24 protein-coding genes are annotated in these 26,542 nt (G+C 62.4%); 5 read left to right on the top strand and 19 right to left on the bottom strand.

Annotated features, from left to right (window positions below; all coding sequences use genetic code 11):
* Window positions 1-2: 2 nt before the first annotated feature.
* The 14 genes from HX821_RS25480 to HX821_RS25545 form a co-directional block, all read right to left on the bottom strand.
* The gene (locus HX821_RS25480; RefSeq protein ID WP_003208219.1) at window positions 3-1,106 is read right to left on the bottom strand and encodes a glycosyltransferase family 1 protein; all 1,104 of its coding nucleotides are present in this window, start codon (window positions 1,104-1,106) and stop codon (window positions 3-5) included.
* Window positions 1,097-2,314 (bottom strand): glycosyltransferase family 4 protein, encoded by a 1,218-nt coding sequence (locus HX821_RS25485; RefSeq protein ID WP_177029331.1) that lies wholly within the window; start codon window positions 2,312-2,314, stop codon window positions 1,097-1,099. Before HX821_RS25485 ends, HX821_RS25480 begins: the two co-directional genes overlap by 10 nt.
* Before the next feature lie 8 nt (window positions 2,315-2,322).
* Window positions 2,323-3,651: a cellulase family glycosylhydrolase gene (locus HX821_RS25490; RefSeq protein ID WP_003208216.1), complete on the bottom strand. Its 1,329-nt coding sequence runs from the start codon at window positions 3,649-3,651 to the stop codon at window positions 2,323-2,325.
* On the bottom strand, window positions 3,641-4,831 hold the full coding sequence (locus tag HX821_RS25495; protein WP_003208215.1) for a glycosyltransferase: 1,191 nt from the start codon (window positions 4,829-4,831) through the stop codon (window positions 3,641-3,643). The genes HX821_RS25490 and HX821_RS25495 overlap by 11 nt, the downstream gene beginning before the upstream one ends.
* Entirely contained in the window at window positions 4,831-6,822 is a 1,992-nt protein-coding gene (locus tag HX821_RS25500) for an exopolysaccharide transport family protein (protein ID WP_003208213.1), read from the bottom strand. The genes HX821_RS25495 and HX821_RS25500 overlap by 1 nt, the downstream gene beginning before the upstream one ends.
* Window positions 6,823-6,836: 14 nt before the next feature.
* On the bottom strand, window positions 6,837-7,601 hold the full coding sequence (locus tag HX821_RS25505; RefSeq protein ID WP_008434559.1) for a polysaccharide biosynthesis/export family protein: 765 nt from the start codon (window positions 7,599-7,601) through the stop codon (window positions 6,837-6,839).
* A gap of 29 nt (window positions 7,602-7,630) precedes the next feature.
* Window positions 7,631-8,542: a glycosyltransferase family 2 protein gene (locus tag HX821_RS25510; RefSeq protein WP_008434557.1), complete on the bottom strand. Its 912-nt coding sequence runs from the start codon at window positions 8,540-8,542 to the stop codon at window positions 7,631-7,633.
* Complete coding sequence (locus tag HX821_RS25515) at window positions 8,542-10,002, bottom strand: mannose-1-phosphate guanylyltransferase/mannose-6-phosphate isomerase (RefSeq protein WP_003208208.1); 1,461 nt, start codon at window positions 10,000-10,002, stop codon at window positions 8,542-8,544. Before HX821_RS25515 ends, HX821_RS25510 begins: the two co-directional genes overlap by 1 nt.
* Window positions 10,002-11,441 (bottom strand): undecaprenyl-phosphate glucose phosphotransferase, encoded by a 1,440-nt coding sequence (locus HX821_RS25520; RefSeq protein WP_003208206.1) that lies wholly within the window; start codon window positions 11,439-11,441, stop codon window positions 10,002-10,004. Before HX821_RS25520 ends, HX821_RS25515 begins: the two co-directional genes overlap by 1 nt.
* A gap of 444 nt (window positions 11,442-11,885) precedes the next feature.
* A complete protein-coding gene (locus HX821_RS25525) occupies window positions 11,886-14,372 on the bottom strand; it encodes a TonB-dependent receptor (RefSeq protein WP_008434551.1) in 2,487 nt (828 codons plus the stop codon).
* 105 nt (window positions 14,373-14,477) lie between these two features.
* Window positions 14,478-15,437, bottom strand: a complete 960-nt coding sequence (locus HX821_RS25530) for a FecR domain-containing protein (protein WP_177036729.1) — start codon at window positions 15,435-15,437, stop codon at window positions 14,478-14,480.
* The gene (locus tag HX821_RS25535) at window positions 15,424-15,939 is read right to left on the bottom strand and encodes a sigma-70 family RNA polymerase sigma factor (RefSeq protein WP_177036730.1); all 516 of its coding nucleotides are present in this window, start codon (window positions 15,937-15,939) and stop codon (window positions 15,424-15,426) included. The genes HX821_RS25530 and HX821_RS25535 overlap by 14 nt, the downstream gene beginning before the upstream one ends.
* Window positions 15,940-16,068: 129 nt before the next feature.
* Window positions 16,069-16,371, bottom strand: a complete 303-nt coding sequence (locus HX821_RS25540; protein WP_003208197.1) for a DUF6124 family protein — start codon at window positions 16,369-16,371, stop codon at window positions 16,069-16,071.
* Window positions 16,372-16,673: 302 nt separating this feature from the next.
* Entirely contained in the window at window positions 16,674-17,999 is a 1,326-nt protein-coding gene (locus HX821_RS25545; RefSeq protein WP_177036732.1) for a PLP-dependent aminotransferase family protein, read from the bottom strand.
* A 94-nt stretch (window positions 18,000-18,093) separates the two neighbouring features.
* On the opposite strand from HX821_RS25545, the gene HX821_RS25550 reads away from it, so the two are divergent.
* Both HX821_RS25550 and HX821_RS25555 read left to right on the top strand, forming a co-directional pair.
* Window positions 18,094-18,723, top strand: coding sequence for a LysE family translocator (locus HX821_RS25550; RefSeq protein ID WP_087695340.1), 630 nt, complete (start codon window positions 18,094-18,096; stop codon window positions 18,721-18,723).
* 27 nt (window positions 18,724-18,750) lie between these two features.
* The gene (locus tag HX821_RS25555) at window positions 18,751-19,092 is read left to right on the top strand and encodes an antibiotic biosynthesis monooxygenase (RefSeq protein ID WP_003208192.1); all 342 of its coding nucleotides are present in this window, start codon (window positions 18,751-18,753) and stop codon (window positions 19,090-19,092) included.
* On the opposite strand, the gene inhA is transcribed toward HX821_RS25555, so the two are convergent.
* On the bottom strand, window positions 19,089-19,769 hold the full coding sequence (inhA, locus tag HX821_RS25560; protein ID WP_102369581.1) for an isonitrile hydratase: 681 nt from the start codon (window positions 19,767-19,769) through the stop codon (window positions 19,089-19,091). The genes HX821_RS25555 and inhA overlap by 4 nt on opposite strands.
* A gap of 90 nt (window positions 19,770-19,859) precedes the next feature.
* Between inhA and HX821_RS25565 the strand changes: the two genes are divergently transcribed.
* The 3 genes from HX821_RS25565 to HX821_RS25575 all read left to right on the top strand — a co-directional run bounded on the left by HX821_RS25565 (window position 19,860) and on the right by HX821_RS25575 (window position 23,739).
* A complete protein-coding gene (locus HX821_RS25565) occupies window positions 19,860-20,828 on the top strand; it encodes a GlxA family transcriptional regulator (RefSeq protein WP_177036734.1) in 969 nt (322 codons plus the stop codon).
* Between the two features lie 131 nt (window positions 20,829-20,959).
* A complete protein-coding gene (locus tag HX821_RS25570; RefSeq protein ID WP_087695343.1) occupies window positions 20,960-21,547 on the top strand; it encodes a biliverdin-producing heme oxygenase in 588 nt (195 codons plus the stop codon).
* Entirely contained in the window at window positions 21,544-23,739 is a 2,196-nt protein-coding gene (locus HX821_RS25575) for an ATP-binding protein (RefSeq protein WP_177036736.1), read from the top strand. The genes HX821_RS25570 and HX821_RS25575 overlap by 4 nt, the downstream gene beginning before the upstream one ends.
* Here the strand turns inward: HX821_RS25575 and HX821_RS25580 are convergent.
* The 4 genes from HX821_RS25580 to HX821_RS25595 all read right to left on the bottom strand — a co-directional run bounded on the left by HX821_RS25580 (window position 23,717) and on the right by HX821_RS25595 (window position 26,427).
* Window positions 23,717-24,625 (bottom strand): alpha/beta fold hydrolase, encoded by a 909-nt coding sequence (locus tag HX821_RS25580; protein WP_177036738.1) that lies wholly within the window; start codon window positions 24,623-24,625, stop codon window positions 23,717-23,719. The genes HX821_RS25575 and HX821_RS25580 overlap by 23 nt on opposite strands.
* 49 nt (window positions 24,626-24,674) lie before the next feature.
* Window positions 24,675-25,067 carry a VOC family protein gene (locus HX821_RS25585; protein WP_177036739.1) on the bottom strand — a complete coding sequence of 131 codons (393 nt, stop codon included), beginning with the start codon at window positions 25,065-25,067 and terminating at the stop codon, window positions 24,675-24,677.
* Window positions 25,067-25,699, bottom strand: a complete 633-nt coding sequence (locus HX821_RS25590; protein WP_087695346.1) for a BRCT domain-containing protein — start codon at window positions 25,697-25,699, stop codon at window positions 25,067-25,069. The genes HX821_RS25585 and HX821_RS25590 overlap by 1 nt, the downstream gene beginning before the upstream one ends.
* A 266-nt stretch (window positions 25,700-25,965) precedes the next feature.
* Window positions 25,966-26,427, bottom strand: coding sequence for a cysteine hydrolase family protein (locus HX821_RS25595; protein WP_177036741.1), 462 nt, complete (start codon window positions 26,425-26,427; stop codon window positions 25,966-25,968).
* Between the last annotated feature and the right edge of the window lie 115 nt (window positions 26,428-26,542).

The following is a 26,542-nucleotide window of genomic DNA, read 5'->3' on the forward strand; positions in this document are numbered from 1 at the left end:
TCTCAATTCAATTCCTCGATCAGTTCGGCCAGGCGCCGACGGTAGGCCTGGTGGTTGAAGCGTTCGGCCCAGCTGCGTAACTGTTCAGGTGGTTGTTCGACGGGTTGGTCGGCCAGGTGCAGCATCAATTGCACCAGCGCCGCGCCGTCCGTGGGTGAAAACCGCGGTGCCAGCGGCGGGGTGATTTCGTCCAGCGAGGTACCGCTGGCCACCGCCACCGGAGTGCCGACGCTCAGGGCTTCGATCACCGGCAAGCCAAAGCCTTCCGCGTAGGAAGGCTGCCACAGGCGCAAGGCCTTGCGGTAGAGCCCGTGCAATTCAGCGTCGGATACGCCGCTCAAGGCGCGTATCCCCGGGTAGTTGCGTTGTGCTTCGGGCAAATGCTCCAGGCTGCCCACCAGCACCAGTTCCGGCACGCTCGGCGACTGGCTGCGCGCTCGCTGCCAGGCGTCCACCAGGAACGGCACGTTCTTGCGCAATTCCCGGGTACCCACCAGCAGCCAGTAGCGCTCGGGCAGTTGCCGCGCCGAGAGGTCCGCCGGCAGTCCGACAAAACCGACCACCTGGTTGGGCAATACGCGAATCTTGCCTGCCGCCTTGGGAAACAGCCGCGCGGTTTCGTCGGCACTGTACTGCGAAGGCGTCCACACCCGGTCTGCCGTGTGCACCGCATAGGTGATCGACAGCCGATCACTGGCCTTGTAGATCAGCGCCTTCAGGCGGTTGGCGTGATAGTTGTCCAGGGTGATCTGAAACAGGTCATGCAGCAGCACCACGGTGCGCAGGCCCTGGGGTTTGGGCGGCAGCGGCAGGCCCATATTGAAGGTGCTGATGTACACATCGATATGCTCATTGCGCAGCGCCTTGGGCAGGTAGCCCGCCTCGAAACGCAGGCGCTGGTGCGGCTGGTGCATGGCGGTCTTGGCGCAGCCCCAGTCCGGGCAATGCACGTTCAGGCGCAGCTCATCCCCCAGCGGCGCGACGCTGAAGCGTTCGAGCTCGATGCCGGGCAGGGTGCGCAGGGCATCTTCCAGGGCGTACACCTGGCGACTGATGCCTGATTGCGGCGAGGTGCCGACGGTGCGGTAATCGAGGCCTATGCGCATGCCGGCTCCTTTTGGCTCTGGGGCGACAGTTGCGCGTACACCTGCTCCAGCTGGCTGGCGGCGACGCTCCAGTCATGGGCACGGCGCACATAAGCGCGACCGGCTTCGCCCATGGGAGCAGCGACTTCAGGCTGTTGCAACAGGCGCACCACGGCGTCGGCCAGGCTTTCAGCGGTCTGGCCGCCGAGGTAATCCAGGCCTTCCACCAGGTCCAGGCCGGACACGCCCTGGTCGGTACTCGCCAGCGGCAGGCCGGCGGCCAGGGCTTCAAGCACCTTGAGCTTGGAGCCGCCGCCATGGCGCAACGGTGCCAGAAACACCGAGCAACTCGATTGCAGGGCCAGCAGGTTGGGGACAAAGCCCTGCCATTCGATGCGTCCGTCCTGCCAGCGTTCGCGCCAGCTTTCCGGCATGCCGAAACCGCAGACGCTCATGCGTGCGTCGGGGCAGCGGGCCCACACTTTCGGCAGGATCTCATCCAGTGCCCACTCGATGGCATCGACGTTGGGCGCGTATTCGTAGTTGCCCAGAAACAGCACGCGGCGGGTCGTCGGGTCGGGTCGGGCAGCAGCGAAGTGCGCGCAATCCACCCCGTTGACCACCACCGGTACCGGCTTGCCGGCAATCTGCGCCAGGGTCTGGGCGTCGGCGTCGGTCACGGCGACCACTTGCGCGGCCTGGCGCATAACCCGGTGTTCCCAGCGGCCGTAGCGCCATTGATCGTAGCGTATGAACGGCAACGCCCAGCCGGGCAGGCGGTCGTAAGTCGCGGCGCCGAGGGACGATTCGACATTGTGCTCGGTCAGCACAAACGGCTGGGAGCGACGGGCCAATGCAGCTTCGTAAGGCTGGAAGGTGTAGGTATGTTCGATCTGCACCACGTCCCAATGCTCGGTCAGCAAGCGCTCGAAGGTGTCCTGCAGTTCACCCGACAGGCCATTCACACTGGCCAGCAACGGGTACGGCGCAAACAGCCCGGCCAGCAGGGTCTTCAGGCTGCGCAGCGGGCGTCGGGGGAGGATGATCACCTGTTCCAGAAAGGCTTCCAGCACGTGGCGATCCGTCAGCGATACCGCATGTTTGTCATGCAGCAGCAAGGTGATCCGATGCCCGCGCGCAGCCAGGCTGCGCAGCAAATGAAACTGGCGCGTCTTGCCGCCGCTGGTAGCGGGCCAAGGCGAGTAGGGCAGGATCCAGAGGATGCGCATGGGTGGCTTCAATCCCATAACAGAATTTGCAGGTTCGGCTTGACCGGTACGTCCAGTCCATTGGTGCCACTCAAGGGTGTTTCGGTGCCGCGCAACGGGTCATACAAGGTGGCGGTGGTCATGCCCGGCAAGTGCGCGCTGCCGCCACGGGCCGACCAGAAAAACCACACCTTGCGCCCGTCGGCACGGGACCAGCCGATGCTGAACAGGCCATCGGGCAACTGATCGGCGGTGGGTGGGTCGCCGGGGGTCAATTTCGGCCCGCTCACCTGCAGGAAATTCTGCAGCGCGGTGTACGACGGCTTGGGGTTGGCGTCGATGTCGAGCAAGCCATAACTCTGGTCGCGCACGCTGGCGCGCTGGTCCAGGTCGCTCAGGGTGAACAGGAAGATCTTGTCGAAATCCAGCGCGCTCATCAGCGCGACGCGGCGCACGATGTAGTCGGCCTGGCCCTGGGTGGTGATGAAGTCCTGCACCTCTTTCGGGCCTTTGTAGGTCGACCAGCCCCACTCGGTGCTCCACAGGGTATTCACCCCGGCCGCCCGCAGTTTCTGGTTGAGGGCGCTGGTTTTTTCGACAAAGTCGAGGTTCGACGGCGTGTTGCCTTCGGGCAATTGGGTGTAGGGGTGATAGGACATGACGGTATTCAGGCTCGGCACGCCCAGTTGCAGCAGCCCGTCGAGCATGTTCTGGCCGTTGGGCATTTCGCTGAAGAATGCCATGCCGGCGGCCACCACCGGTTTGTTCGGGTTCACCACCCGCAACGCGGCGGCGGTGACTTGCAACAGGTTCGCATAGCCGGCCGGGTCGGCGGCGGGGCGCCAGAACCCCAGCAGGTTCGGTTCGTTCCACACCTGCCACGCATCTACGCTGGGGTAACGCTGTTCCAGCAATGCCATGCGGTTGGCGAAGATATTCGGGTCCTTGGGCGGGAACTGGTCCTGGTACGGCGAGGAGGCGGGCGCGGTGGTGGCGAACTTCGCCGAGCCCACCAGGTAGAACACCGACTTGATCTGGTTCTGCTGCAGCTTGTTCACCAGTTCGTCGAGGGTCGCGACGTTGTACTGGTTCTCGGCGGTTTCCAGCTGGTCCCAGTGCAGGTCCAGGCGCACCCACTCCAGGCCCAGGGCCTTGAGGCGGTCGATCTGCTTCTGATAACGCTCGGGGCTGAACCACAGGAACTGCGCGTTCACCCCCAGGAAGTCCTTCCACACGACCTCTTTGCTGCCCTTGAGCACATGGCTCTCGGCATCGGCCGGGCGGCCCCAGAGAAAGGCGGTCAAACCCAGCGCAGCGACGACTGCGAGGGTAGCGAGGTAAGTCCGTTTACGCGCCATGGTTGCCTCCTGCAACGGTTTGCTCAAACAGGCTCGCGAACTTCTGCGCGGTCACTGGCCACAACCGTTCACGGCCTATGGCGGCGGCGCGTGCGGCCCAGTCCGTGGCCATGTGCGGGTTGCGTGCGAGCCGCAGCAGTTGTTCGCTCAAGGCGGCTACATCGCCTTGTGGATAGATGGCGCCATTGCCGCTGGCGACTTCCTCGGCAAACGCCCTGGCATCGGAGGTGATCGCGCCGCGCCCGCAGGCGGCAGCCCAGGACAATGCGCCGCTGGTGCCGCGCTGGCGGCCCAGCAGGCCGAGCTTTTTCGATTCGCGATACGGCAGCACCATCACATGGTGCGCCTGGATCGTCTGCGGGATCTCGCTGGCCGGCAAATTCAGCCGCCAGTCGATGGAGCCTGCCAGGCCGAGTTCGGCAATCTGGCTGTTCAACTGCTCCAGGTAATTGCCGCCTGTGCCAAACGCCATTTCGGCGGCAGTGCCACCGGCCAGGGTCAGGCGCACACGGTCACGCAATTCGGGGGCTTTTTCGAAGGCGGCGGCCAGGGCCTGCAACAGGTCTTCGATGCCTTTGCCACGGTAGATAAAACCGAAATACAACAGGTGCAGCGTGTCCAGCGGCGGCAAGGCCACCGGCGGGATATCCAGGTTGGCGTGGTTGATCACCGCCACCTTGCCGGCGGGCAATTGCATGCGCGCCGTCAGGCAGTCGGCGCCCAGGCGGGTGAGGGTCACCAGCCGGGTCAGGCCCTGGGCGACGTGACGTTCTTCGCGCAGGGTCAAGGGATCGGCCAGCACCACTGCCGCCTGGGGCAATGGGCTGGGCAAGGATTCCAGCAGGTTCAGCGGAAAGGGCAATTGCTCGCGCCGCCAGACCATGCGTTCCGGGTCATGCACCGTGGCGGTCAACGGCAGGGCGGGGTAGGCCTTGCGCAATTCGCGCAGGGCCAGGAACTCCCCCAGCCGCCCACCGCCCAGCTCGGCGTGGACCAGGTCAACACCCTGCCAGTCGAAACCGGCAATGGCTTGTTTGATCGCCGCCGTGCTGCCGACCACGCCCGTCAAGGGCGTAGCCACCTCGACGCCCAGTTGCTCCAGTGCCGTCTTGAAGTGGTTCGCGTAGTCGGCGATCCCGTTCTTTTCCGGCGGCAGGGGAGCGAGCAGGGCGATGCGCATCAGAACGAACCCCGGTATTTGGCGATGGTTTTCAGCACCTTGACCGGTACCTCGAACTTGCGGCGGTTGATGATAATGCCATCGACCTTGCCGAACGCCGTGGTGAGGATCGACAGTGCGTGTTCCACCACCGGTACCGTGCTTTTTTGCGCTTCCACTACCAGCGCAATCAGGTCGGCACGGCGCAGGTTGATGAACGCATCACGATTGTCCAGCAGCGCCGAAGCATCCAGCAGTACCACCTGGCCCGGAATCGCCGGCTCAACCCCGCCGATCCGCACCCGCACGCCGTTCTCTTCCAGCAACTGGCGCAACTGCTCGACGATAAAGCTCACGCCTTCACCGTGCCGTGCCGAGGTCAGCCCCAGGGTCAGGCCCTGTTCGGCAATACGCTCCAGCGGCAGCAACCCATACAGGCGATAGATGCTCGCGTTGAAGGCGTTGGTGCTTTGCGCGGTGCTGGTGTCCAGCTCCGGCAGCGTGGTCCACAGTGGCAGGCCGAATTTGCCTTCCACCAGGCCGCCGTCGTGGATCCGTTGATCCAGCAGGTAGCACAGGTAGATCACCAGCAGGCCGACCACGATGGAGAACGGGATCGCCAGCAGCAGCATCAGCAGGGTTTTCGGGAAGACGCGCCCAGGGTTCAGGGTAGCTTCTTCGATCACCGCGATGTTACTGATCTGGCTCTTGTCCAGTTCACGGTCGATCCGCGATTTTTCCAGGCTGTCGACATACAGCGCGTAGTTTTTCTCGGTGCCGTTCAACTCACGGGCCAGGCGCGCCAGTTCCGGCTCGATGGCCAGGGCGTCCTTGCGCTGGGCTTCCAGTTCAGTCAGTTGCTTCTGCTGTTGCACCAACTGTGTACGCAGCGACTGGTTGCGGCTGGTCTCATCCAGCAGTACCCGTTGCAGGTGGATTTCCAGGGTGTTCGGCGCGCGGTTCTCGGAGCTTTGCACCGTGTCGCTTTCACCGGCGACCTGGGCCTGCATGGCACGGATCGAAGCGTCCAGGGCTTTGACCGGCGGCGCGTTATCCGTATAGGTACGCATCATGTCGGCTTTTTCCAGGAGCTTCTGGTTCAGCAGGCGACGCAAGTCTTGTTGCTGCGGGTTCAACGCGATCTGGCGAACCGTGGTCACCTCTTTGGGCTGGCCCTTGAGTTGGTCACGGGTGCTCTGCAACGCCACGTCGGAGGAAGCGATCAGCCGAGTGGAGTTGAACACCTCGCCACGCAGCACGTTGATCCGCTCGGACAAGTCTTCCAGGCGATCGGTGATGCTCGAGGCGCCGATGTCGTTCAAGTGCGCGAGGATCTGCTCCTTGTAGCTCTTGATCTGCGCAGCGCTGGAAGACACCTGGCCTTCATAGAACGCATACAGGCTCTTGCGGCCCAACGCCTGGGTGCGCTCGTCGATGTAAGTCTCGACCCAATCCTTGACCACCGCCTGGGCGATTTGCGGGTCATCCCAGCGGAAGCTGATGTCCATCACCGTAGAGCCGATGGCGTGGGTCACTTCGAAGTTTTTCTCCAGGCTTTTCGCCAGGCGTTCCACCGGGGTGGTTTCTTCGACGATGCCAACGGTTTCCAGCACCACTCGCACACCGTCAAATACGGCACTGATGCCTTTCTTGACGTACCACTTGGTGCGCTTCCACACGCCTTCCGGCGGCTGCATCTTGTCCATCACGTCGAGGTAATGCTCGGCCACTGCACGCACGATAGGGCGGCCGGTCAGCAGGCGCTCTTCGTCGACAATCGGGTCGCGCTGGGTGCTCGGCATGACGATTGGCTGACGGTTGTCGACCTCGATCGGCATCGTCGAGTCACGCCCTGGTTTTACCAGCAATCGCGCGGTGGATTCATACTTGGCCGGCAGCAGGAACGCCCCCAGCAAAATGATCACCAGCGCGGCAATCGCCGCCAGTTTGAACTCGTGCTTGAAGATGAAGAACAGACGCAGAAGATCACGAAAAGAACGGATCTCGATCATGGGATGTCGCTCCTTTAGTGGTTCGTGGTGTAGCTGTAGCCCACACCAATGGATTTGGTGAAGGGAATCAGCTGGTTCAGGTAAGTGTCCACGCCCTGGATCCGTTCGCCGACGTTGGACTTGGGTACAAACACCACGTCACCGCGTTGCAGCGCCACGGGCTTGCGGCCCAGTGCGCCGTTCTTCAGGTACTGGCTGAAATCGAGGAAGTAGGCGTGGTAGACGCCTTGGCCATCTTCACGCAGCAGGGCGACCATGCTCGCGTTGCCCACCGAGCTCACGCCGCCGGCACCGAGAATCGCCTGCTCCATGGTCGGGGCCGTGGCGATGGAGACAGCCGACGGGTTTAATACCGCGCCGCCGACGATCACCGTGTTGCCCGGCGCCTGGTTGATGTTCACCGTCACCCGAGGCTCGCGATACACCGGTGCGAGTTTCTGGCTCAGCTCGGCGGCGACTTCCGCCGGCGTGCGCCGCGCCACCTGGATCGGCCCCAGGAAGGGATAGTTGATCTTGCCGTCGTTCTGCACGGTGTACAGCGTCAGCTCGTAAATCGTGCTGACGTTGAACGCCGACAGGGTTGGCATTTCCCCGGCATCGCGGACAATCCGCAACTGGTCGCCGATGCGGATCCGCTCCACCGCCGGTGGCAGTTGGGCCATGCGATCGAGGGCCTGCTTGCCCTCGTCCACCGTCTTGCCATCGGGCGCGACGATCCGCGCGGGCGTATTGCAGGCGGCCAATGCCATCATGGCCAGGACGAGCAAGGTTCGTTTCATCAAAGGGGTCTTCCTGTAGGTCATGATGCTCACCTCCAATAACCGGGGAACATGCTGATGCGCCGCTTGAGGGCGAGGGGGAGCTGGCGCTCCAGATGGCCCAGCCGGTAGCCGAGCAATTTGAACGCGCTGCGCACCAGTACTTCGGGTACGCGGTGCAATGCACCGGCTTCGCGTAACGCTCGAAGCTCGGCCAGTACATAGCGTTTACCTTCACCGCCGGCATCGCCAAAAGCCTGGCGTATCCACGGCTCGCGGCCGTAGAAAACGCCAATGTCGAAGTAGCGGTGAAACTCATCCATGAGACGGTAATCGTGGGAGTGATAGACCAGGGCGGTGGCGGCGTAGCGCACCTTGTAGCCTTCCAGCAGCATGCGGGCGGCGACGTAGGCGTCCTCGCTGCCGATCACATCCGCGGGGAAGCCACCGACGGCTTGCAGGGCGCTGCGCCGGTACACCGAAAACGAATCCGAGCTGAAGCAGGTCTTGATCCCCAGCTCCGGCGCATCCGCCAGGCTTTTGCTGCGGCTTTGCGGCGGGTAATTGAAGTGGCGTGACTGGGCGCCCAGCACGCCGGCATCCGGGTGCGGCAACTGGCGGCCGTAAGCGACGCCGTTGAGCGGGTCCAGTTCCAGTTCGCCCACCAGGTTGGCGAACGTCTCGGGTTCGGCGGGGATCGCGTCCTGGGTCATGACGATCAGCGCGTCGCCGTCGACTTGCTCGCTGGCCCAGCGGCGGGTGCCGCCATGGTTGAAGTCCTTGGCATCGATCACTTCGACCCGTGCGCCGAACTCGCGAAAACGCGCCACGGTGTCATCGCTGGAAGCGCTGTCGACCACCAGGGTTTCGTCCGGTTGCAGGGTTTGCATGCGCAGCGCCGGCAGCAGCCGGTCGAGGTGGCTGGAAGCGTTGCGGGTCGGGATGATCAGGGCGGTACGCATCACTTCTTCACTTCGGCCGGAGCCCGGCCGTAGATGTCGTCAAAACGCACAATGTCGTCTTCGCCCAGGTACTCGCCGCTCTGCACCTCGATCATCACCAGGTCGATGATGCCGGGGTTGGTCAGGCGGTGCTTGTGCCCGGCCGGAATGTAGGTGGACTCGTTGGCGTTGATCAGGAATTCACGGTCGCCGTTGGTAATCATCGCCGCGCCGCTGACTACTACCCAGTGCTCGCTGCGGTGATGGTGCATTTGCAGGGACAAGGAGGCCTGGGGCTTGACCACGATGCGCTTGATCTTGAAGCGGCTGCTTTCTTCCAGCACGGTGTAGGTGCCCCACGGCCGGGTGACAGTGCGGTGCAGGCTGAATGCCGGATGGTCCTGGCGCTTGAGCTCGGCGACGATGTAGCGCACGTCCTGGCTGCGCTTGGCGTCGGCAATCAGGATCGCATCCGGGGTGTCGACGACGATCAGGTCGCGCACGCCCACTGCGCCCAGCACGCGCTTGGGCGAGTCGATGTAGCAGTTGTGCACGTCATGCAGGATCGCCTGGCCATTGACCTGGTTGCCGTTGGCGTCGCTGGGGGTGAGTTGGCGCACCGCGTCCCAGGAACCGATATCACTCCAGCCGATGTCGCAGGGCACCACCGCCACTTGCGCGGATTTTTCCATCAGCGCCACGTCGATCGAGATGTCGGGCGCCGCGCCGAAACCTTCAGCGTTCAGCTCGCGCTGACGGCAACTGTTGTTGTTCAGGCTGTGGCCGTGCTCGAGGGCGGCCTTGGCGGCGTCCAGCACGGCGGGGGCGTGCAGCGCCAGTTCCTCCAGCAATGTACCGGCCTTGAAGCAGAACATCCCGGCATTCCACAGGTGCTTGCCGCCGTCCAGATAGCCCTGGGCGGTGGCCAGGTCGGGCTTCTCGACGAAGCGCTTGACCCGGAACCCCTGGCCCAGCGCCTCGCCTTGTTCGATATAGCCGAAGCCGGTTTCCGGGTGGTCGGGCTGGATGCCGAACGTCACCAGGTAGCCGGCCTCCGCCAGTTCGCGGGCCTGGGTGACGGCATCGGCGAAGGCGCTTTCATCAAGAATCAGATGGTCGGCAGGCAGGATCAGTAACTGCGCCTCGCTGCCGAAGTTTTCCTGTACATGCAGGGCGGCCACGGCGATGGCGGCGGCGGTGTTGCGCCCGAACGGCTCCAGCAACAGGTCAAGGGCCAGATGGGCCTTGTTGACCACGCGGTAGTCATCGAGGGTGCGAAACAGCAGGTCGCGGTTGGTCACCGTCAGCACGCTTTCCACACCCGGCAGGTGACTGGCCCGCAGGAACGTCTTCTGCAGCAGGCTCTGGTCATCACGCATGCGCATGAAAGGCTTGGGCATGTTCTGCCGCGACACCGGCCACAGCCGGGTGCCCGAACCACCGGAAATGATGCAGGGAATCAAGCCGTTGAGGGTGTTCATCAATAGACTTCCTTGGTCGAAAGGACGGCCGGGACCGTCATGAAAACGATGTACAAGTCGAACCACACCGACCACTTCGAGATGTACTCCAGGTCGTACTCAACGCGTTTCTGGATTTTGAACAGGGTGTCGGTTTCACCACGATAGCCGTTGATTTGCGCCCAGCCAGTGATGCCCGGTTTTACCCGGTGGCGCGAGCTGTACTCGCTCACGGCAACTTCGTAGGGCACGCCGGCGGCCTTGGTCGCGGTGGCATGCGGGCGCGGGCCGACCATCGACATGTTGCCCAGCAGCACGTTGAACAGCTGCGGCAGCTCATCGATGCTGGTCTTGCGAATGATCCGGCCCACGCGGGTGATGCGCGGGTCGCCGCGGGTGGTCTGGCGGTCGGCGTTGAAGTCGCTCATCTCGGCGTACATCGAGCGGAACTTGAACACCCGGATCACGTTGTCGTTGTAGCCAAACCGGTTCTGGCGAAACAGCACCGGGCCCTTGGAGTCGAGCTTGATGGCAATCGCCGTGATCAGCATGATCGGCGACAGTGCCACCAGGCCCAGGGTTGCCAGGATCAGGTCTTCACAGCGCTTGATAAACGGCGACCAGCCCCGCAGCGGCACGTGGGAGGTGTTGAACATCAGGATGCCGCCCACATCGGTGATGCGGCTGTGGCCATAGCGCAGGGCCGCCATGTCGGGCACCAGCATGACGTTGACCGACATCTGCCGCAGGCGCTTCACCAGCCCGTTGATCCGCTGTTCGGCGGCCCAGGGCAGGGTGATCATCACCTGGTTGACCTGCTCGGAGCGGATCAGTTTTTCCAGGTCGCGCGTGTTGCCCAGCAGCGGCAGGTTGCTCAGTTCCTTGGGGATGCGCTCGGTGCGGTCATCGATAAAACCGATCAGTCCGGAACGGATATCGCCGTTGCGCTGTAAGTGGTCGGCCACGTGCACGGCGGTGTCGGTGAAGCCGAGGATCACCGTGCGTTGCAGGTATTTGCCGCTGGCCATCAGGTTGCGGAACAGTCGCAGCATCACGATCCGCTCCAGCCCGAACAACGCAAGGCTGGTGATAAACCAGAACGCCAGGTTGCGCGGGCTCAACTGCGGGAACATCAGCAGAATCTGGTACATGAACAGCAGGATGCAAAAGGCCGCGGACCAGGCCACCAGCATGGTGCGAAACCGCAGGCGGTTGCTGAACAGCTCCTCGGAGTAAACCCCCATGGCCTGGAACAGAATGATCGTCAGGATCGCGAAAAACAGCAGCAAGCCGAGAAAGTGCGCGCGCAGTTCGGGGGCCATCGGGTCTGGATAAAACAGCAGGATCAGTGCTGGAAAAACGGCGGTGAGGCCGTGCATCAATTTTACGAAAACAACAAAGAACTCAATGAAACCGGCCCGGGTCAAAAACAGGCTGTCGACTGACGACTTCTCGCGCATAAAAACATCCCTCATTGCACACCAGGGCTTCCTTGTTCGGCTGCTCATCCATAAAGGCAGGGCTTGCTTTATAAGTGGCGCCAGACGAACGGTTACTTCGCTGGGTAATACGCAATTACCTATCTATCTGCAGGGAATTTGCGGGGTAATGGCTAAATGATGGTTCCCTTTTCGTCGCTCGTCAAGGTTTTGACTTTTTTATAAGACCTTCAGTCTAGACACGTCAGGTGCTCTTCCGCGTGACAGTTTGTTGACTGTCTTGGTCGGATTTCCGGGTTTTCCCGGAACAAAATGCTGGCGTTTTGGAGTGTAGGAACAAATTTGGGAAATTTCCTGCGGCTGAGGAAAACCTTTTTTTGACGGAGGTCGGATGCGGGGTTTTTCGGGGACAAGCGATGAGTGGTGAGGACGTGAGTCCGTCACCACATTGAGGCGGTACTAACCTTAAAAATTGCCTTTCAAACTGACGGTAAAGTTTCGCGGTTCGCCGTAGAAATTACCCCAGTCGGCCGTTCCCACCGTCTGATAGTAATTTTTGTCGAAGAGATTGTTACCGTTCAGCGCCACCGTCCATGTGTCATCAACCCGGTACGCCAACCGCGCATTCCATACCGCATAACCGGCTTGTTCCAGTTTGATGCCTTGAATTCGGTAGTTGCTGCTCTGGGCGTTGACGCCGGTGCCGACGCTCCATTTCGACAGTGTGCCGTCCAACTGATAATCGCCCCACAAGCGCAGCATGTGTCGCGGCACGTAGCTGTTTGCGACCGCGCCAATGGCGGCGCTGTTGATGTTGTTGAGGTTCTTGGTCTGGGTGTAGGTGTAGCCGCCCGCCACTTGCAAGCGTTCCAGCAACTCGCCACTCAACTCGGCTTCGACACCTTGTGCGCGAACCTTGCCAGTGTCGGTGTAGCAATAGCCGTCTGCCGAGGTACCGCATTGGGTGGTGTAGTCGGTTTCGGCGGCGTTTTTCTCGATAGCGCGGAACAATGCCAGCGAGCTGTTGAGGCGCCCCTCAAACCATTCGCCCTTGATGCCCAGCTCGTAGTTTTCGCCGATTTTGGGCTTGAGGGCGGCGCCGGTCACCGTGGCGTTGGAGCTTTGTGGCTGGAAGATATCGGCGTAGCTGGCGTACACCGAAAGGTTGTCGTCGAGGTCATAGATCACCGCGGCGAACGGCGTGACTTCACCGGTTTCCTTGGTGCGTGCATCCTGCAGGGCCCATTCGCCCCAGGCGAGGTTATTCGACTGGCGGCGGTTTTCGAACCAGCTGACGCGACTGCCGAGCACCACCATCAATGGCTCGGCCAGCCTCAGGCGCAAAGTGGCGTAGGTACCGTACTGGGTGGCGGTTTCCTTGACGGTTCCGCCCCGGTACATGTTGGGCCAGAAGGTATCGTTGGCGGGCTGCGGGAAGTGGTGGTTGGGCAGGAAGATACTTTGCCGGTCGGGCAGGCTGCGGATCGCGTAGACGTCGTCCTGGGTGCCACGGCTGCCATTGGCGCCGATGATGAGTTCATGCTGCAAACCGAATGCTTCGAACTTACCGTCCAGGTAGGCATCCAGTCCGAAATCCCGGTGGTCGTAGTCAAACAGCGCAGCGTACATCTCAGCGGTTGGCGCCGGGTCACCGTACTTCACGGTGCCTTGGCTGGCGGCGTATTTGATGTCTTGCAGGTTGCGGCTGTTCACCGCCGTGACCTTGAGTTGCCAGTCGTCGTTGAAGTGGTGGGTGAGGTCGGCAAACAGCGTAGTGCGTTGGCTCTGCCAGTCGTTCCAGGCCTGGCCCAGGCAGGTGGAACGGCTCAGGCCGATGCTCTTGCCGTCGCTGTAGCGCGGCACACCGCCCCAGCAGGGCGTTGCATCGACATCTTCGTAGCTGGCACCGATGCCCAGGGTGGTGTCGGGCGAGAGGTCAACATCCAGTGCGAGGTAAACAGCTTGGTCCTGGCGCTTGGAGACGTCCATGTACGAGCCACGGTTCTGTTGGCTGACCACGGCGCGGCCGCGTACGGTGCCGCTGTCATTGAGCGGGCCGCCGGTATCGACGTCGGCGCGGTAGTTGTCCCAGGTGCCGGCAGACAGCGACAGGCTGGTAGTGGGTTTGTCTTGTGGCCGCTTGCGCACGAAGTTCACCGCACCACTGGCGGTGCCGGCGCCCTTGAGCATGCCGGCCGCGCCCTTGAGCACTTCCACCCGGTCATAGATCGCCATGTTGGCGGTGAAGCTGTCGGCCTGTACGTAGTCTTTGCCGATGTCCAACGGCACACCGTCGAACTGGTATTGGCCGAGCATCTTGAAACCACGGGAATAGAAATACTTGCCACCCATAGGTGAGTCGTAGGTGGTGATGCCCGGGGTGTGTTCCAGTAATTGATCGATGGTGGTGATGTTCTGGTCGTCGATCAGCTTGCGGGTCATGACGCTGACCGATTGCGGTGTTTCCCGCAGGCTGTGGGCGCCCTTGCCGATGGTCACGGCGCCAGTGGTGTAGGAACCGCTGCCGTCAGTGGTGACGCCGAGGTGTTCGCCGGTCACGGTGGTGGCACCCAGGTTCAGCGCGCCGGTGTCCGCGACTTGCGGCAACAGCAGCCAGGTGTTGTTGCTCTGGCGTTGGGCTTGCAAGCCCTGGCCCTGGATCAATTGGCTCAAGGCCTGTTGGCTGTCCAGCGCGCCGTTGAGGCCGGGGCTGGTCTTGCCGGCGACGCTGGTGGCGTCATAGGACAGGCTGATACTCGCCTGGCGCGCAAACTGGTCGAGCACGGTGGCCAATGGGCCGGGTGCAATGTTCCAGTCACGGGCCTGGGTGTCGCTGACAGGCGTTTGCGCCATGACCGCCAGGGGCAGGGCGCTGCCGTTCAGGCAGGCACCGAGCAGGGCGGCGTGCACCGCATGCTTGAGGGGAGAACGCTTGGAGGGGAACGCTTGCATGACCGCGGAATGCTCCTGAAGGAAGTGGACAGAATCGGCCTGTTGATCGGCCTTTCCTTACAGGTCGAGCGAAGATGAGAATTCACCTCATTTATTTTCGGAAGGTCATGCACGAGCGGCGACGGTCACCCAATAACGGCTGCGATAGGTGATGTTCACCGACAGTGCCTGTGCCACCAGGGTCAGGACCTGATCGGTATCGTCCAACTGGTAAGTCCCGGACACACGCAGGCCGGCGACCGCTTCGCTGCAGCGCACCAGCCCAGTGCGGTAACGGCTCAGCTCTGCGAGGAAATCGTCCAGACGCATGTTGTGAGCGCTGATCACACCGTCGCTCCAGGCCCAGGGATCCAGGCCCGTGGTGGCGGGTGGACGCAAGCCGTTTCGATCAAACAGCATCTGCTCGCCGGGCTGTATCACCCCACGTGCGCTGGCCTGATGGCTGTCGGCGAATACCGCGACGCTGCCTTTTTGCACGGCGAGCAAGGTGCCGTGGGGCTCCTCGCGCACCATGAACCGGGTGCCCAAGGCGCGCAGATAACCGTCGCGGGTTTGCACCCAGAAGGGCCGTGGCGCTCTACCGTCGGCGCCCATGTCGATCAGGATTTCACCCTGGCGCAACTGCACCAGACGCCTTTCGGTGTTGAAGACTGTATCGATGGCGCTGGCACTGTTGAGCTGGATACGGCTGCCATCGTCGAGGGCGACCCAACGCCGCTCTCCGGTGTCGGTGCGGTAATCGGCCAGCAGGCCGGGCAATGGCGTGTAGTCCCGGCCGAACCAAGTCAGCCCTGCGGCACCGGCGAACAGCCCGAGCAACTTCAACCCTTCACGGCGGCTGATGCGTTGGCGGGCACCTTGCAAGGCATGGCGGCCGACCTGTGCCGGCAACTGCGCAAACTCGTCACTCATCGACGAGACCCGTTGCCAGGCCTGCTGGTGATCGCCACTGGTTTCAAGCCAGCGTTCGAAGGCAGCGGTGGTGGCGTCATCGGCAATATTGAACCGCAGCTTGATCATCCACTGGATCGCCTGGTCCACCAATGGCGGATTAGCCTTCGGCATAACGCAACCGATAACAGGCATGCAGTGCCTTGGCCAGGTCGCGCTCCACGGTGGCCTTGGACACCCCCAGGCGCAAGGCGATCTGTTGGCAGGTCAGGCCGTCCAGTTGCGCCAGCAAAAACGCTTCGCGCACCCGTGGCTTGAGTTGGTCCAGCAGGCGGTCGATGCGCTCCAGGCTGTCGAGGATCAGCAGGCGGGTTTCTTCCGACGGCACCTCGACTTGCGGGAAATGCGCGAGACTCTCCAGATAGGCACGCTCCAGTTCGCGGCGGCGATACTGGTCGATCATCAGGCTGCGGGCGATGCTGCTCAGGTAGGCCCGGGGTTGCAGCAAGGCTTGCTGCTTGCGCGCATTGAGCAGGCGCACGAAGGTTTCCTGCGCCAGGTCGGCGGCGTGCTCACGGCAGCCCGTACGCCGGCTCAACCAGCCGCGCAGCCAGGAATGATGGGCATGGTAGAGCTGGCCGATGGCGGCATGATCCAGTGGGTGGTTGCTCGACATGGGCATCCTGGCGCGGGCGTCTTAATTGATAACGGTTCGCATTCTATGCGTTGGCCAGAGGATTGGGCAATCGTTGCCGTGTGGATTTGGCCGGATGCACAAACCCACACAGGCTTGACGGGGTTGCGGCTAAGCCTTGCGCAGGTGCAAACACTCAATCGAGCGGTCGACGGTGGTCTTGGCAATTTCCAGCAAATGCCACACCGCCAGCAACTTTGCCCGCTCGGGGCTTTGCAGCAGTTCGCCGCAGTCGAGGGCGGTGGCCGAGGCGCTGCTGAGCAGGCTGGCGGTGTAGAGCAGGGAGTCTTCGAAGCTCAGGTCTTCGTTGACGGTATGGAAACCCTGGGAAGGCAGGTAGTGTTCGAGGGCGCGATTGAAGGCAGCGCGGTTTTTGAGCAGGTCGATGGGTGGGTCGGGGACGGGTTTATTCATGGTGTAACTCCTTTTCGGTTAAGGAGCCGACCCCTTCGCGACTAAACGTAGGGTGGCGGCTGTACGCAGGTTAGTCGACCGGCCGAAAAGGAAAAACCGGCGCACCCGAAGGTGCCCTGCGCACAGCCACCATAAAACCTCATGATGGGACATGCGCCTTTTCGGATCCGGGCGACTAAACCCGATCACTGATGAGCAGTGACGGGGCGAAGACTAGCCACCGGTTCCGGCAGGCACAAGGCCGAAAGATTGTCTCGGAAATGTCCCGCAAATCAAAGGGATTTACCCTGCTGGCCCTTTATTCATATCCGAATTGCCTCGCGAATTTTCCCCAAGGCTATTCTCAACGTCGCCAAGTCAATCGACCCCAGCGCCACCCGCAACGCATGCGGCACATGGGCCGTACAGGCAAACGGCTCGGCACTGGTGACCCGCACACCCTGGCCCTCAAGCGCAGCCACCACTGCATCCGCCCGCAGACCTTCCGGCAACACCAGCCACAGGTAATACGACGCCGGATGCGCAATCACCTCACACCCTCGCAAGACCTCCCGGGCCAGCGCCTGGCGTTGGCGCGCATCCTGGCGCTTGTGCTCTTCCAGTGCATCCACTGCACCGGATTCTATCCAGCGGCACGCCAGGTTTACCGTGAGCGTCGGCGTGCTCCAGGTCGAGACACGGATCGCTTGCTCCAGCGCCGGCACCCACGCCTTGGGCGCGACGATAAACCCCACCCGCAACCCCGACGCCACACTCTTCGAAAGGCCAGACACATACACCGTGCGCAGCGGCGCATAAGTAAACAACGGCTTCGGTGCGGGCTCGGCGAGAAAGGCGTAGGCGCCGTCTTCGATCAGTAGAAAATCGTAGCGTTCAGCCAACGCTGCAAGGCGCTCGCGGCCGGCTTCACCCATCACCGTGCCTAGCGGATTGTGCAATGTGGGCATGCAATAAAAGCCCCGCACCGGGCGCCGTTTGCACAATGCCTCCAGCGCATCCAGATCCGTATGCCCAGCCGGTTGCGGCAGCGGCTCCAGGTCGATGCGCTGGGACTGGGCCAGGGTTTTCAACCCGGGATACGTCAGCGCATCCACCGCCAATACATCCCCCGGTTGCAGCAGCGCCATCAGGCTGACGGCGAGGCCTTGTTGCGCACCGTTGACGATCAGCACTTGCTCGCCACTCACGCGAATCTGCCGATTGCGCAGGTGCCGCGCGGCGGTCTGTCGTTCATGGGCGCGGCCACCTTGCGGCGCGGAATGCAGCAGCGCATCGAGGTCGCCCGAGGCGGCAATGGCACGCAAACCGTCGCGCAGCATCTCGGCCTGGCCCGGCAACGAGGGGTAGTTGAGGCTCAGGTCCACGGTGCCCGGTTGGAGCGGTTGTTGCACCAGGCCCATGCCCCGCAGCAACGTGGTGTCGCGCACAAACGTCCCGCGTCCCGGTTCACCCACCACCAGGCCGCTGGCCTCCAGTTCGCTGTACACCCGCAAGGCAGTGGCGAGGGCGATGCGATGGCTGTTCATCAGGCTACGCAGGGTCGGCAACTGGGTGCCCGGCGGCAACTGTCCGGCGCGAATCCGCGTGGCCAGTTCATCGACGATCAGTTTGTAGCGGACCTGAGCCATGGTGCGTTCCTGTGCAAAGTGTATCTAGATCAATTTTTTGTTTGTATCAGGTTGGCTGATTAATCTACAGGCTTTCCCGGCGGATGGCTTGAGCATGATCGACCTCGCAACCCTGGCTGTGTTCTCTGGCGCAGTCCTGCTGCTGTTGTTATCCCCGGGTCCGAACATGGCCTTCGTCATCAGCCACGGTGTGACCTATGGCTGGCGTGGCGGGGTGGCATCCGGGTTGGGCATCAGCGTGGCGGACCTGCTGCTCACGGCACTGACCGCGACCGGCGTGACCGCTCTGGTCGCCAGCTGGCCGCCGGCCTTCGACCTGATTCGCTACGCCGGGGTGTTGTACCTGCTGTGGCTGGTGTTCAAGACCCTGCAGAAAACGCCCGCCCTGGACACGGCCCACGTCAGCCGCGTGCCGCTGGGCCGGGTGTTTGTGCGGGCAATGCTCAACAGTTTGCTCAACCCCAAGGCGCTGCTGTTTTTCATGGTGTTCCTGCCGCAATTCGTCAGCCCCGAGGCGGGCCCCATCGCGCTGCAACTGGTGCAACTGGGGATCATCCTGACGCTGATCAGCGGTGTGTTTCATGCCGTGCTGGGGATTTTTGGCGGGGCGGTGAGCCGGTTTTTTGCCGGCAAACCGGGGAGCGCAGGCTTACAGAAATGGGGCCTGGCAACCGTGCTGATGGTGCTGGCCGTGCGCTTGGCATTGATGTCTCGCCCGACGTGAAACATCACTCATAAAAGGACGTTACCCATGTACATCGCAGCCTTTATCTACAAGCCCGGCGAACGGGATGACGAGTTCCAGCGCCTCACGAATCTGATCGACGCACTGGCAGCAAGGCTGCCGGGATACGTGGGGGCCGAGTCGTGGCGTTCGGCGGATGGCGGGTTGATCAACGCCAGTTATTACTGGCGTGACGAGGCCTCCATTCGCGCCTTTGCCAGTCACCCGACCCACCTGGAAGCCAAGCGCCTATACCGCCGCTGGTACGGCGGTTATCACGTGGTGATTTCCAAAGTGGAACGGGCGTATGGGGACGGCACGATCGGGCATCTGGTGCCCGCCGACCGCCACGGGCGGGCGAACGCTTAACCCAACCTGGCCGCCGCCCGTGCCACGATTTCACCCCGGGTCTTGCGCGACTCGGCGGTGCGCTTGCGGGCTTCTTCCAGTACATGCGGCGGTGCGGTTTCCGGCCGGCCAGCATTGAACGGCGGCGCCGGGGCGTACTCAATCTGCAACTGCACCAGTTGCGCTGCCGCCTCGCTGTACAGCTCGGCGGCCAGGGTCAGGGCAAAGTCGATCCCGGCGGTAATCCCGCCACCGGTCAACAGGTTGCCGTCACGCACCACGCGCTCCTGCACCGGGATCGCGCCGAGCGGTGCGAGCAGGTCGTGGTAGGCCCAGTGAGTGGTCGCGCGACGCCCGCGCAGCAAGCCCGCGGCACCCAGCACCAGGGAGCCGGTGCACACCGATGTCACATAGCGCGCGGTCTGGGCCTGTGTCTTGAGAAACGCCAGGGTCTGCTCATCCTCCATCAATGCCCCGACGCCAGAACCGCCGGGCACGCAAATCACATCCAGCGTCGGGCACTCGTCATAAGTGGTGCTGGGGGTAAACACCAAGCCGGTGCTGGAGGTGACCGGCGCGAGGTCCTTCCACACCAGATGCAGCTTCACATCCGGCAGCGATCCCAACACGTCGTAGGGCCCGGTGAGGTCCAGTTGCTGGATGCCGGGGAACAACAAAAAGCCGATCTGCAAGGTCATGGGGACTGCTCCTGATAAAGGGATGGACGGCTTCACTCTAGTCACCTAGGCTTTGGCGCATACGCCATTGAGCCCACGAATTACGCCAACATGCCCAGAATCATCAACGTGCTCGCCTTTCCCAATGTGCAGGTGCTTGACGTCACCGGGCCCTTGCAAGTATTTGCCTCGGCCAATGACCTGGCGCGCCAGCAGGGCTTGCCGTTGCCCTATGCGGTCAGTGTGATCGCCGCGCAGGCCGAGCCGGTGATGACCTCGGCGGGCCTGGCCCTGGTGGCCGAGCCACTGCCGCCTGCCGATGCTCCGTGCGACACACTGGTGATTGCCGGCGGCTGGGGGGTGTACGGCGCTGCCGAAGACCCGGCGCTGGTGGACTGGGTTCGGCAAAAAGCCACCCAGGCCCGACGCATGACTTCAGTGTGCACCGGCGCCTTTCTGCTGGCCGCCAGCGGTTTGCTCGACGGCCGCCGCGTGGTGACCCACTGGACGCGCTGCGAAGAACTCGCGCGCAAGTACCCACAGCTGACGGTGGAGGCCAATCCGATTTTCATCCAGCAGGGCAACCTGTGGACCTCCGCCGGCGTGACCGCCGGTATCGACTTGTGCCTGGCGCTGGTGGAGGAGGACCTGGGTCGCGCCGTGGCCCTGGAAGTGGCGCGGCACCTGGTGGTGTTTCTCAAGCGCCCCGGTGGGCAATCGCAGTTCAGCGTGACGTTGTCCCTGCAGAAAGGCGGTAGCCGTTTTGCGGAGCTGCACGCCTGGATCGCCGAACACCTGACCCTCGATTTGAACGTTGCCACACTGGCCGCCCAGGCAGGCATGAGCGAGCGCAGTTTCGTGCGCCACTACCGCAGCGAGACCGGCCAGACCCCCGCGCGGGCGGTCGAGTTGATTCGCGTGGAGACCGCCCGCCGGCAATTGGCGGACAGCAGCGCGTCGATCAAGCGCATCGCCGTGCACTGCGGCTTTGGCTGCGAAGAAACCATGCGCCGCAGCTTCCTGCGAGCGGTATCGATCACACCCCAGGCCTACCGTGAACGGTTTTCCTCACCCGGTTGAAGCGAAGCCGGTTTGAACGAATAGGTACGTTTTTGTATCAAGGTGCTATGTTACTCACAGTCCATTGCGCAGTGTCTTGATCCCAGGCCTCTACGTCGCGGTTTTGAACCTTCCCGGCGTGCGCACAGCTCATGAATTCACTACCTCCTGTCCTTGTCGAACTACGCGCGGCGACCGCTGCGCTGCATCGACGCCTCGACACTCGGCTGCCTTTTTCCCGCATGGACCTGGCGTTGTACCGCGAGTTGATGAGCGCCTACTACGGCTTCTATCAGCCGCTGGAGCGCGCCCTGGCGCCGTGGGGCGAGATCATCCCGGACCTGGAGTGGGGGCGGCGCAGCAAAACTCCGTACTTGCAGGCGGATTTGCGGGCGCTGGGCCTGGAAAACCTGCAGATCGATGCCTTGCCGATATGCCCCGAACTGCCCGCCATCACCAACGTGGCCCAGGCCTTGGGCGCCCTCTATGTGCTGGAAGGCGCCACCCTCGGCGGCCAGGTGTTGCGCGACCTGATCGAGATCAAGATTGGCGTGGGCTCCACCAATGGCGGCGCGTTCATGAATGTGTACGGGGCCGAGACCAGCGCCCTGTGGCAGCGTTTTCTGGCGTGCCTTTACCCGCTGCGAACCGCGTACGAGCGCGTGGAGGCGGTGAAGGTCGCCGAGTCGACCTTCCTGTGTTTCGAGCAGTGGCTGGACCGCTGCGGGGTGCTGCGATGACCACGGTCGATACGCTGATCGACGATTGCGCCAGCGAGCCCATCCATATCCCCGGCTCGATCCAGCCTCACGGGTTGTTGTTGACGCTGAGCGAACCGGCGCTTGAGGTGCTGCAAGCCAGCAGCAACCTGAGCGTCGCGCTGGGCCTGGACGCGCAACGCCTGTCGGGCCAGGCGCTGGCCAGTGTGCTGGGCAGCGAAGCGGCAGTACAGGTGAGTCGTGCCCTGGCAGATCTGGACGCCTTTGAGGAGGACGTGCATCAACTGACGCTGGATGGCTACGCCTACGACATCCTGCTGCATCGTCATCAAGGCCTGCTGTTTCTCGAACTGGAGCGGAGCCTCACGCTTGAGCACAGCGCTGTGAAGCAGCTGTCCCGAACGCTGCGCCGCTTGCAGTCGGCCAAGACGCTCGACAGCTTGTACCAGATCAGCGTGACCGAGATTCGTAGCCTCACCGGTTATGACCGGGTCACCTTGTACCGCTTCGAGCAGGAAGGCCACGGCAAAGTGATTGGCGAGGCCCTCAGCGACGGCATGCAGCCGTACCTGGGATTATGTTTTCCCGCGTCGGACATCCCGCCCCAGGCCCGCGAGCTGTACCGGCTGAACTGGATCCGCGCGATTCCCGACGCCGAGTACCAGCCGGTGCCGATCCTGCCGGCCCTGCGCCCCGACAACGGCCAGCCCCTGGACCTCAGCTTCGCCGTGTTGCGCAGCGTGTCCCCGGTGCACTGCCATTATTTGAAGAACATGGGCGTGCGTTCCTCCATGAGCATTTCGCTGCTCAAGGACGACCAGCTCTGGGGCCTGATCACCTGTGGCCACCGTGAGCCGTTGCGCGTGCCCCATGAACTGCGCACGGCGTGCACCAGCATCGGCCAGTTGTTGTCGATGCAGATCACGTTGCTCCAGGAGCAGCAGGAGCGCCGCCAACAACGCGACAAGGCTGCCATGGTCGAGGAGTTGGTCGCCGCCATGACCGCGGACCAGTGCGATGTGATGGAAAGCCTGTTGCCCTATGCGCAAACGCTGCTGAACCTGACCGCCGCCGGTGGCCTGGCGATACGGGTGGAAGAGCGCCTGCATGTGTTCGGCGTTTGCCCTGCACGTGCTGAAGTCCACGCCTTGTACCAGTGGGTGCGCGGACAGGGCAAAGGCGTGGTGCACAGCCATCAATTGTCGGTGGACTTTCCCCCGGCGGCAGCCTACCAGGCCCATGCCAGCGGCCTGTTGGCGTTCTGCCTGCCCAAGCCGGTGGACAACGCGGTGATGTGGTTTCGCCCGGAGGTGCAGTCCTCGGTGGAGTGGAGCGGCCAGCCGGTCAAACATCAGGAACCGGGCAGCACGACCTTGAGCCCGCGCCTGTCGTTTGAGTTGTGGAAGCAGCAGGTCGATGGCAAGGCGCTGTATTGGTCGCTGTCGGAGCTACAGGCGGCGGAGAGCCTGCGGCGCAATGCCCTGGAGCATGACCTGGCGCGCCAGGTGCAACGCGAACATGCTGCGGTGCGGGCGCGTGACGAGCTGGTGGCGGTGGTCTCCCATGACCTGCGCAGCCCGCTGACCATCCTGCTGATGCAATGCGGCATGATGCGCAGCATGGTGCCCGCCGAGGACAACAAGGCGAACCGGCGCCTCTCCACCGCGATTGAAACCATGCAAAACGCCACCGCCCGCATGAACACGCTGCTGGAAGACCTGATCGATATTTCGCGCATCGAGGCCGGGCGCTACAGCGTTTCGCTGCAACGGCTCGATGTGGCGGCAACCCTGGACCAGATCTGTTCGATGTGGCAACCGCTGGCGGCTGCCAAGGGTGTGGACCTGACTTGGCGCTCAGTGGACGGGCTGAGTGCCCAGGCCGACCCGGAGCGCTTGTTCCAGGTGTTTTCCAACCTGCTGGGCAACGCCCTGAAATTCACCCCGGTGGGCGGAGTGATCGAGGTGATTGCCGAGGCGGCGGGGGACGAAGTGCTGTTTCGGGTATGCGACAACGGCATCGGCATCGACCCGGCGCAACTGCCGTATATTTTCGACCGCTACTGGACCTCACGCGAGGGCAACCCCACCGGCAGCGGGCTGGGGTTGTACATCTCCCACGGCATCGTCGAAGCCCACGGCGGCACCCTGTGGGCTGAAAGCGTGGTGGGGCAGGGCAGCGTGTTCAGCTTCAGGATTTCGGCTGGGGGCTGAGGCTCAGCAGCTCGAAGATCGCCTCAAGGGTTGCCTGGGGCGCCTCCTGGGGAATGTTGTGGCCCACGCCGGCCAACACCTCGCGCCGATAAAACCCGCTGAAATTTTCCAGGTCGTCATCTTCGACCGGAGCCGGACCTACGCCGTCATCGGCGCCGCACAACGAGATGCTCGGTACTGAAATCGGCGGTGGCTGCACCAGGGCCTGCTCGATGCTTTCCAGCGCCGGGTCACCCGGTGCGTACATGAAGCGGTGCCGGTAGGAATGGACCACCACCTCGACAAAATCCGGGTTATCAAACGAAGGCGCTGTCTTGCCATACAGGCTCGGCCCTTCGGCCCAGGACGGCGACCAGAGCGCCCACAGCAACTGGCAGAACTCACGCCGGTTGGCGGTCAGTCCGTCGACACCCCGTTGGGTATGAAGGTAAAACTGATACCACAGCCGATGCTCTGTTTCCGGCGCCCGAGGCTTGGTCGACGCAGCGATATCCTGAATGTTGTAGCCATCGCCCGTCACCAGGCCGCGCACCCGTTCAGGCCAAAGCGTCGCAACGATACACGCCGCGCGTCCGCCCCAGTCATAGCCCACCAGCGTGGCTTTTTCGATGGACAGGGCATCCATGAAATCCAGCAAATCCTTGGCCAGCGCTGCTTGTTGGCCGGAGCGCATCACCTGATCGTTGATAAAGCGCGTCGGGCCATAGCCGCGCAGGTATGGCACCAATACCCGGTAGCCACGTGCGGCGACCACCGGGGCGATCTCGTCATAGCCACGAGGGTCGTAGGGGAAGCCATGCAGCAGAATCACCACCTCACCGCCTTCCGGGCCATGGGTTTCGTAAGCGATATCGAGCATGGGCGTGCGGATTTGGAGGGTGGGCATGGAGGCTCCGAGGGTGGAGGGAAAGTGTTGGAACTGTAGACCAAGCGGGTTACCGAGTGTGGTTCGAAAGGCTGCAATTGCTTGACTTGTCTAGACCGGCCTGGCGCAAGCCGATGCAATTACCCCAAGGGTCGCGCACCTGGCACATCCACTCGCCGCCCTCGACTTCCATTGGCCCGCGATACAACGTGGCGCCTAACGTGACCAGTCGCTGTACCTCGTGAAGCAGGTCCGTCATCCGCCAATACACCACCGACCCGGCCGCGCCGCTGGCGACCTTGTTGTCTGCATTCACGATTTCGAGGGCAACGCCGTCCACGTCCAAGTGACCGAAATCGTCGGGCTCATGGTAGATGCGCGTGGCGGTAGGGAAGGCCGCGGCGTACCACTCCGTGGCGGCACGCCAGTCGGGGACGTGAATCAGGATGGAGATAATGGGCATCAACCGAACAACACCTGCTGCCAATGGGTTTCACTGATGATAGCGATCGGAATACCGCTATTTCTTAACTCGACGGCTTTTTTGATCTTCGTTCCATATGAGCTATGGAGCCATTGTTCATTACCAACGCTCCCGACCACGAGAAAATGAACCTTCTTGCTCACCGAGTTACCGATAAGGCCGCCGCGTTCTACGACAAGTAACTCACATTCTTTGCGAGGCCCGTACGCCATGACACCGGTAAACAAAAAAGTCCGGTCCTGCCACTCCAGTGTCGGAGCCGGATTGTTCAGCGGCAGGCTGCTGACAGCAGAGGGGCGTTGAGGTGACCCCACCGAGATACCGGAAAACTGATGCAGCATTTCCAACAGTTCTGCGGACTCTTCCGCGTCGAGAACACCGTCACTCAACATGCTGGCAAGGCGCTGATAAAGAATGTTTACCACCGGGTCTTCCAACTGGAGCAGATGGGTTTCTATCCAGGTCTTTAGAAACGCTGCTTCCATCTGATTGATGTTTCCGTCGGCGACCAGGCCGGCAGTGACGCCGAGTAATGCGTCGGCAGAGCGCCGATCAATACGCGCCTTGTGGAAGAGGTGACTGCGTTCGAATTCCTGATGAAGATCGGTCATGCGTCCATGCTCCTTAAGTCAGTGCTTTGCCAGGTCTCGGTCCAGCTCAGCATGGGCCGAAGGTTTCGCGTTGATGGTGAAACCGATATACACACATGTTGTGATGTTTGCCAAATAACCTGTGGCGAGGGAGCTTGCTCCCGTTGGGCTGCGCAGCAGCCCCAGGTTTTGTTGAATGTGTTCTTTGAGTTAGATGGCGTTGAGCTTCTTGGGGCCGCTTCGCGACCCAGCGGGAGCAAGCTCCCTCGCCACAGTGAGGGGGTGACTTAAATCTCTGCGTGGCTGATGACATGTTTGAAGTGGTGTCTCCACAAAGCCGCGCCCAGTTTCCCCGAGCGATCCAGCGATGAACCCACAGTCAAATCGCTGATCAGCGTGGGCTGTAATCCGGCATCAAACAACGCAAACCCGGCCGCCAGCACACAGGTATCAGTCTGGATGCCACACACCAGCACTCGGTCCGGCGCGAGGCTTTTCAGGTGGCTGATGGTCTCGGGCGTGGGCGCATAGCCGTGTTTGATGAAGATATGGTCAGCGGCGATCAGGCTGTCGTCGTCGGGCGCCGGTTGCCAGCCGAGTTGGCGAGCGAAGGGGGTTATGTTTTCGTCGTGGCGCTCTACGGTGGCCACTGACGGCATGCGACCCAGCAAGGCGTTGATGCCGATTACCAGCCAGTCGGGCGGGGCGAAGGAGGGTTGTACATCGATGATCAGTAGGACTTGGCGCATTGGCATCCTGGTATAGATCGAAGGACCACGCATTGTGCACCGGGTACACCTCGTCTCCAAGTCTGGCGCGGTCATGTGGGAGCAGGCAAGCCAGCTCCCACAAGGTTACTCAATT

The organism is Pseudomonas sp. B6001 (assembly GCF_013386015.1).
In the GTDB taxonomy this organism is placed as follows: Bacteria; Pseudomonadota; Gammaproteobacteria; order Pseudomonadales; family Pseudomonadaceae; genus Aquipseudomonas.

What these genes read in the sequence shown, in the direction of transcription:
- HX821_RS25480 (WP_003208219.1), bottom strand. Translation starts at nt 1,106, where the DNA reads ATGCGCATAGGCCTCGATTACCGCACCGTCGGCACCTCGCCGCAATCA.
- HX821_RS25485 (WP_177029331.1), bottom strand. Translation starts at nt 2,314, where the DNA reads ATGCGCATCCTCTGGATCCTGCCCTACTCGCCTTGGCCCGCTACCAGC.
- HX821_RS25490 (WP_003208216.1), bottom strand. Translation starts at nt 3,651, where the DNA reads ATGGCGCGTAAACGGACTTACCTCGCTACCCTCGCAGTCGTCGCTGCG.
- HX821_RS25495 (WP_003208215.1), bottom strand. Translation starts at nt 4,831, where the DNA reads ATGCGCATCGCCCTGCTCGCTCCCCTGCCGCCGGAAAAGAACGGGATC.
- HX821_RS25500 (WP_003208213.1), bottom strand. Translation starts at nt 6,822, where the DNA reads ATGATCGAGATCCGTTCTTTTCGTGATCTTCTGCGTCTGTTCTTCATC.
- HX821_RS25505 (WP_008434559.1), bottom strand. Translation starts at nt 7,601, where the DNA reads ATGAAACGAACCTTGCTCGTCCTGGCCATGATGGCATTGGCCGCCTGC.
- HX821_RS25510 (WP_008434557.1), bottom strand. Translation starts at nt 8,542, where the DNA reads ATGCGTACCGCCCTGATCATCCCGACCCGCAACGCTTCCAGCCACCTC.
- HX821_RS25515 (WP_003208208.1), bottom strand. Translation starts at nt 10,002, where the DNA reads ATGAACACCCTCAACGGCTTGATTCCCTGCATCATTTCCGGTGGTTCG.
- HX821_RS25520 (WP_003208206.1), bottom strand. Translation starts at nt 11,441, where the DNA reads ATGCGCGAGAAGTCGTCAGTCGACAGCCTGTTTTTGACCCGGGCCGGT.
- HX821_RS25525 (WP_008434551.1), bottom strand. Translation starts at nt 14,372, where the DNA reads ATGCAAGCGTTCCCCTCCAAGCGTTCTCCCCTCAAGCATGCGGTGCAC.
- HX821_RS25530 (WP_177036729.1), bottom strand. Translation starts at nt 15,437, where the DNA reads ATGCCGAAGGCTAATCCGCCATTGGTGGACCAGGCGATCCAGTGGATG.
- HX821_RS25535 (WP_177036730.1), bottom strand. Translation starts at nt 15,939, where the DNA reads ATGTCGAGCAACCACCCACTGGATCATGCCGCCATCGGCCAGCTCTAC.
- HX821_RS25540 (WP_003208197.1), bottom strand. Translation starts at nt 16,371, where the DNA reads ATGAATAAACCCGTCCCCGACCCACCCATCGACCTGCTCAAAAACCGC.
- HX821_RS25545 (WP_177036732.1), bottom strand. Translation starts at nt 17,999, where the DNA reads ATGGCTCAGGTCCGCTACAAACTGATCGTCGATGAACTGGCCACGCGG.
- HX821_RS25550 (WP_087695340.1), top strand. Translation starts at nt 18,094, where the DNA reads ATGATCGACCTCGCAACCCTGGCTGTGTTCTCTGGCGCAGTCCTGCTG.
- HX821_RS25555 (WP_003208192.1), top strand. Translation starts at nt 18,751, where the DNA reads ATGTACATCGCAGCCTTTATCTACAAGCCCGGCGAACGGGATGACGAG.
- inhA (WP_102369581.1), bottom strand. Translation starts at nt 19,769, where the DNA reads ATGACCTTGCAGATCGGCTTTTTGTTGTTCCCCGGCATCCAGCAACTG.
- HX821_RS25565 (WP_177036734.1), top strand. Translation starts at nt 19,860, where the DNA reads ATGCCCAGAATCATCAACGTGCTCGCCTTTCCCAATGTGCAGGTGCTT.
- HX821_RS25570 (WP_087695343.1), top strand. Translation starts at nt 20,960, where the DNA reads ATGAATTCACTACCTCCTGTCCTTGTCGAACTACGCGCGGCGACCGCT.
- HX821_RS25575 (WP_177036736.1), top strand. Translation starts at nt 21,544, where the DNA reads ATGACCACGGTCGATACGCTGATCGACGATTGCGCCAGCGAGCCCATC.
- HX821_RS25580 (WP_177036738.1), bottom strand. Translation starts at nt 24,625, where the DNA reads ATGCCCACCCTCCAAATCCGCACGCCCATGCTCGATATCGCTTACGAA.
- HX821_RS25585 (WP_177036739.1), bottom strand. Translation starts at nt 25,067, where the DNA reads ATGCCCATTATCTCCATCCTGATTCACGTCCCCGACTGGCGTGCCGCC.
- HX821_RS25590 (WP_087695346.1), bottom strand. Translation starts at nt 25,699, where the DNA reads ATGACCGATCTTCATCAGGAATTCGAACGCAGTCACCTCTTCCACAAG.
- HX821_RS25595 (WP_177036741.1), bottom strand. Translation starts at nt 26,427, where the DNA reads ATGCGCCAAGTCCTACTGATCATCGATGTACAACCCTCCTTCGCCCCG.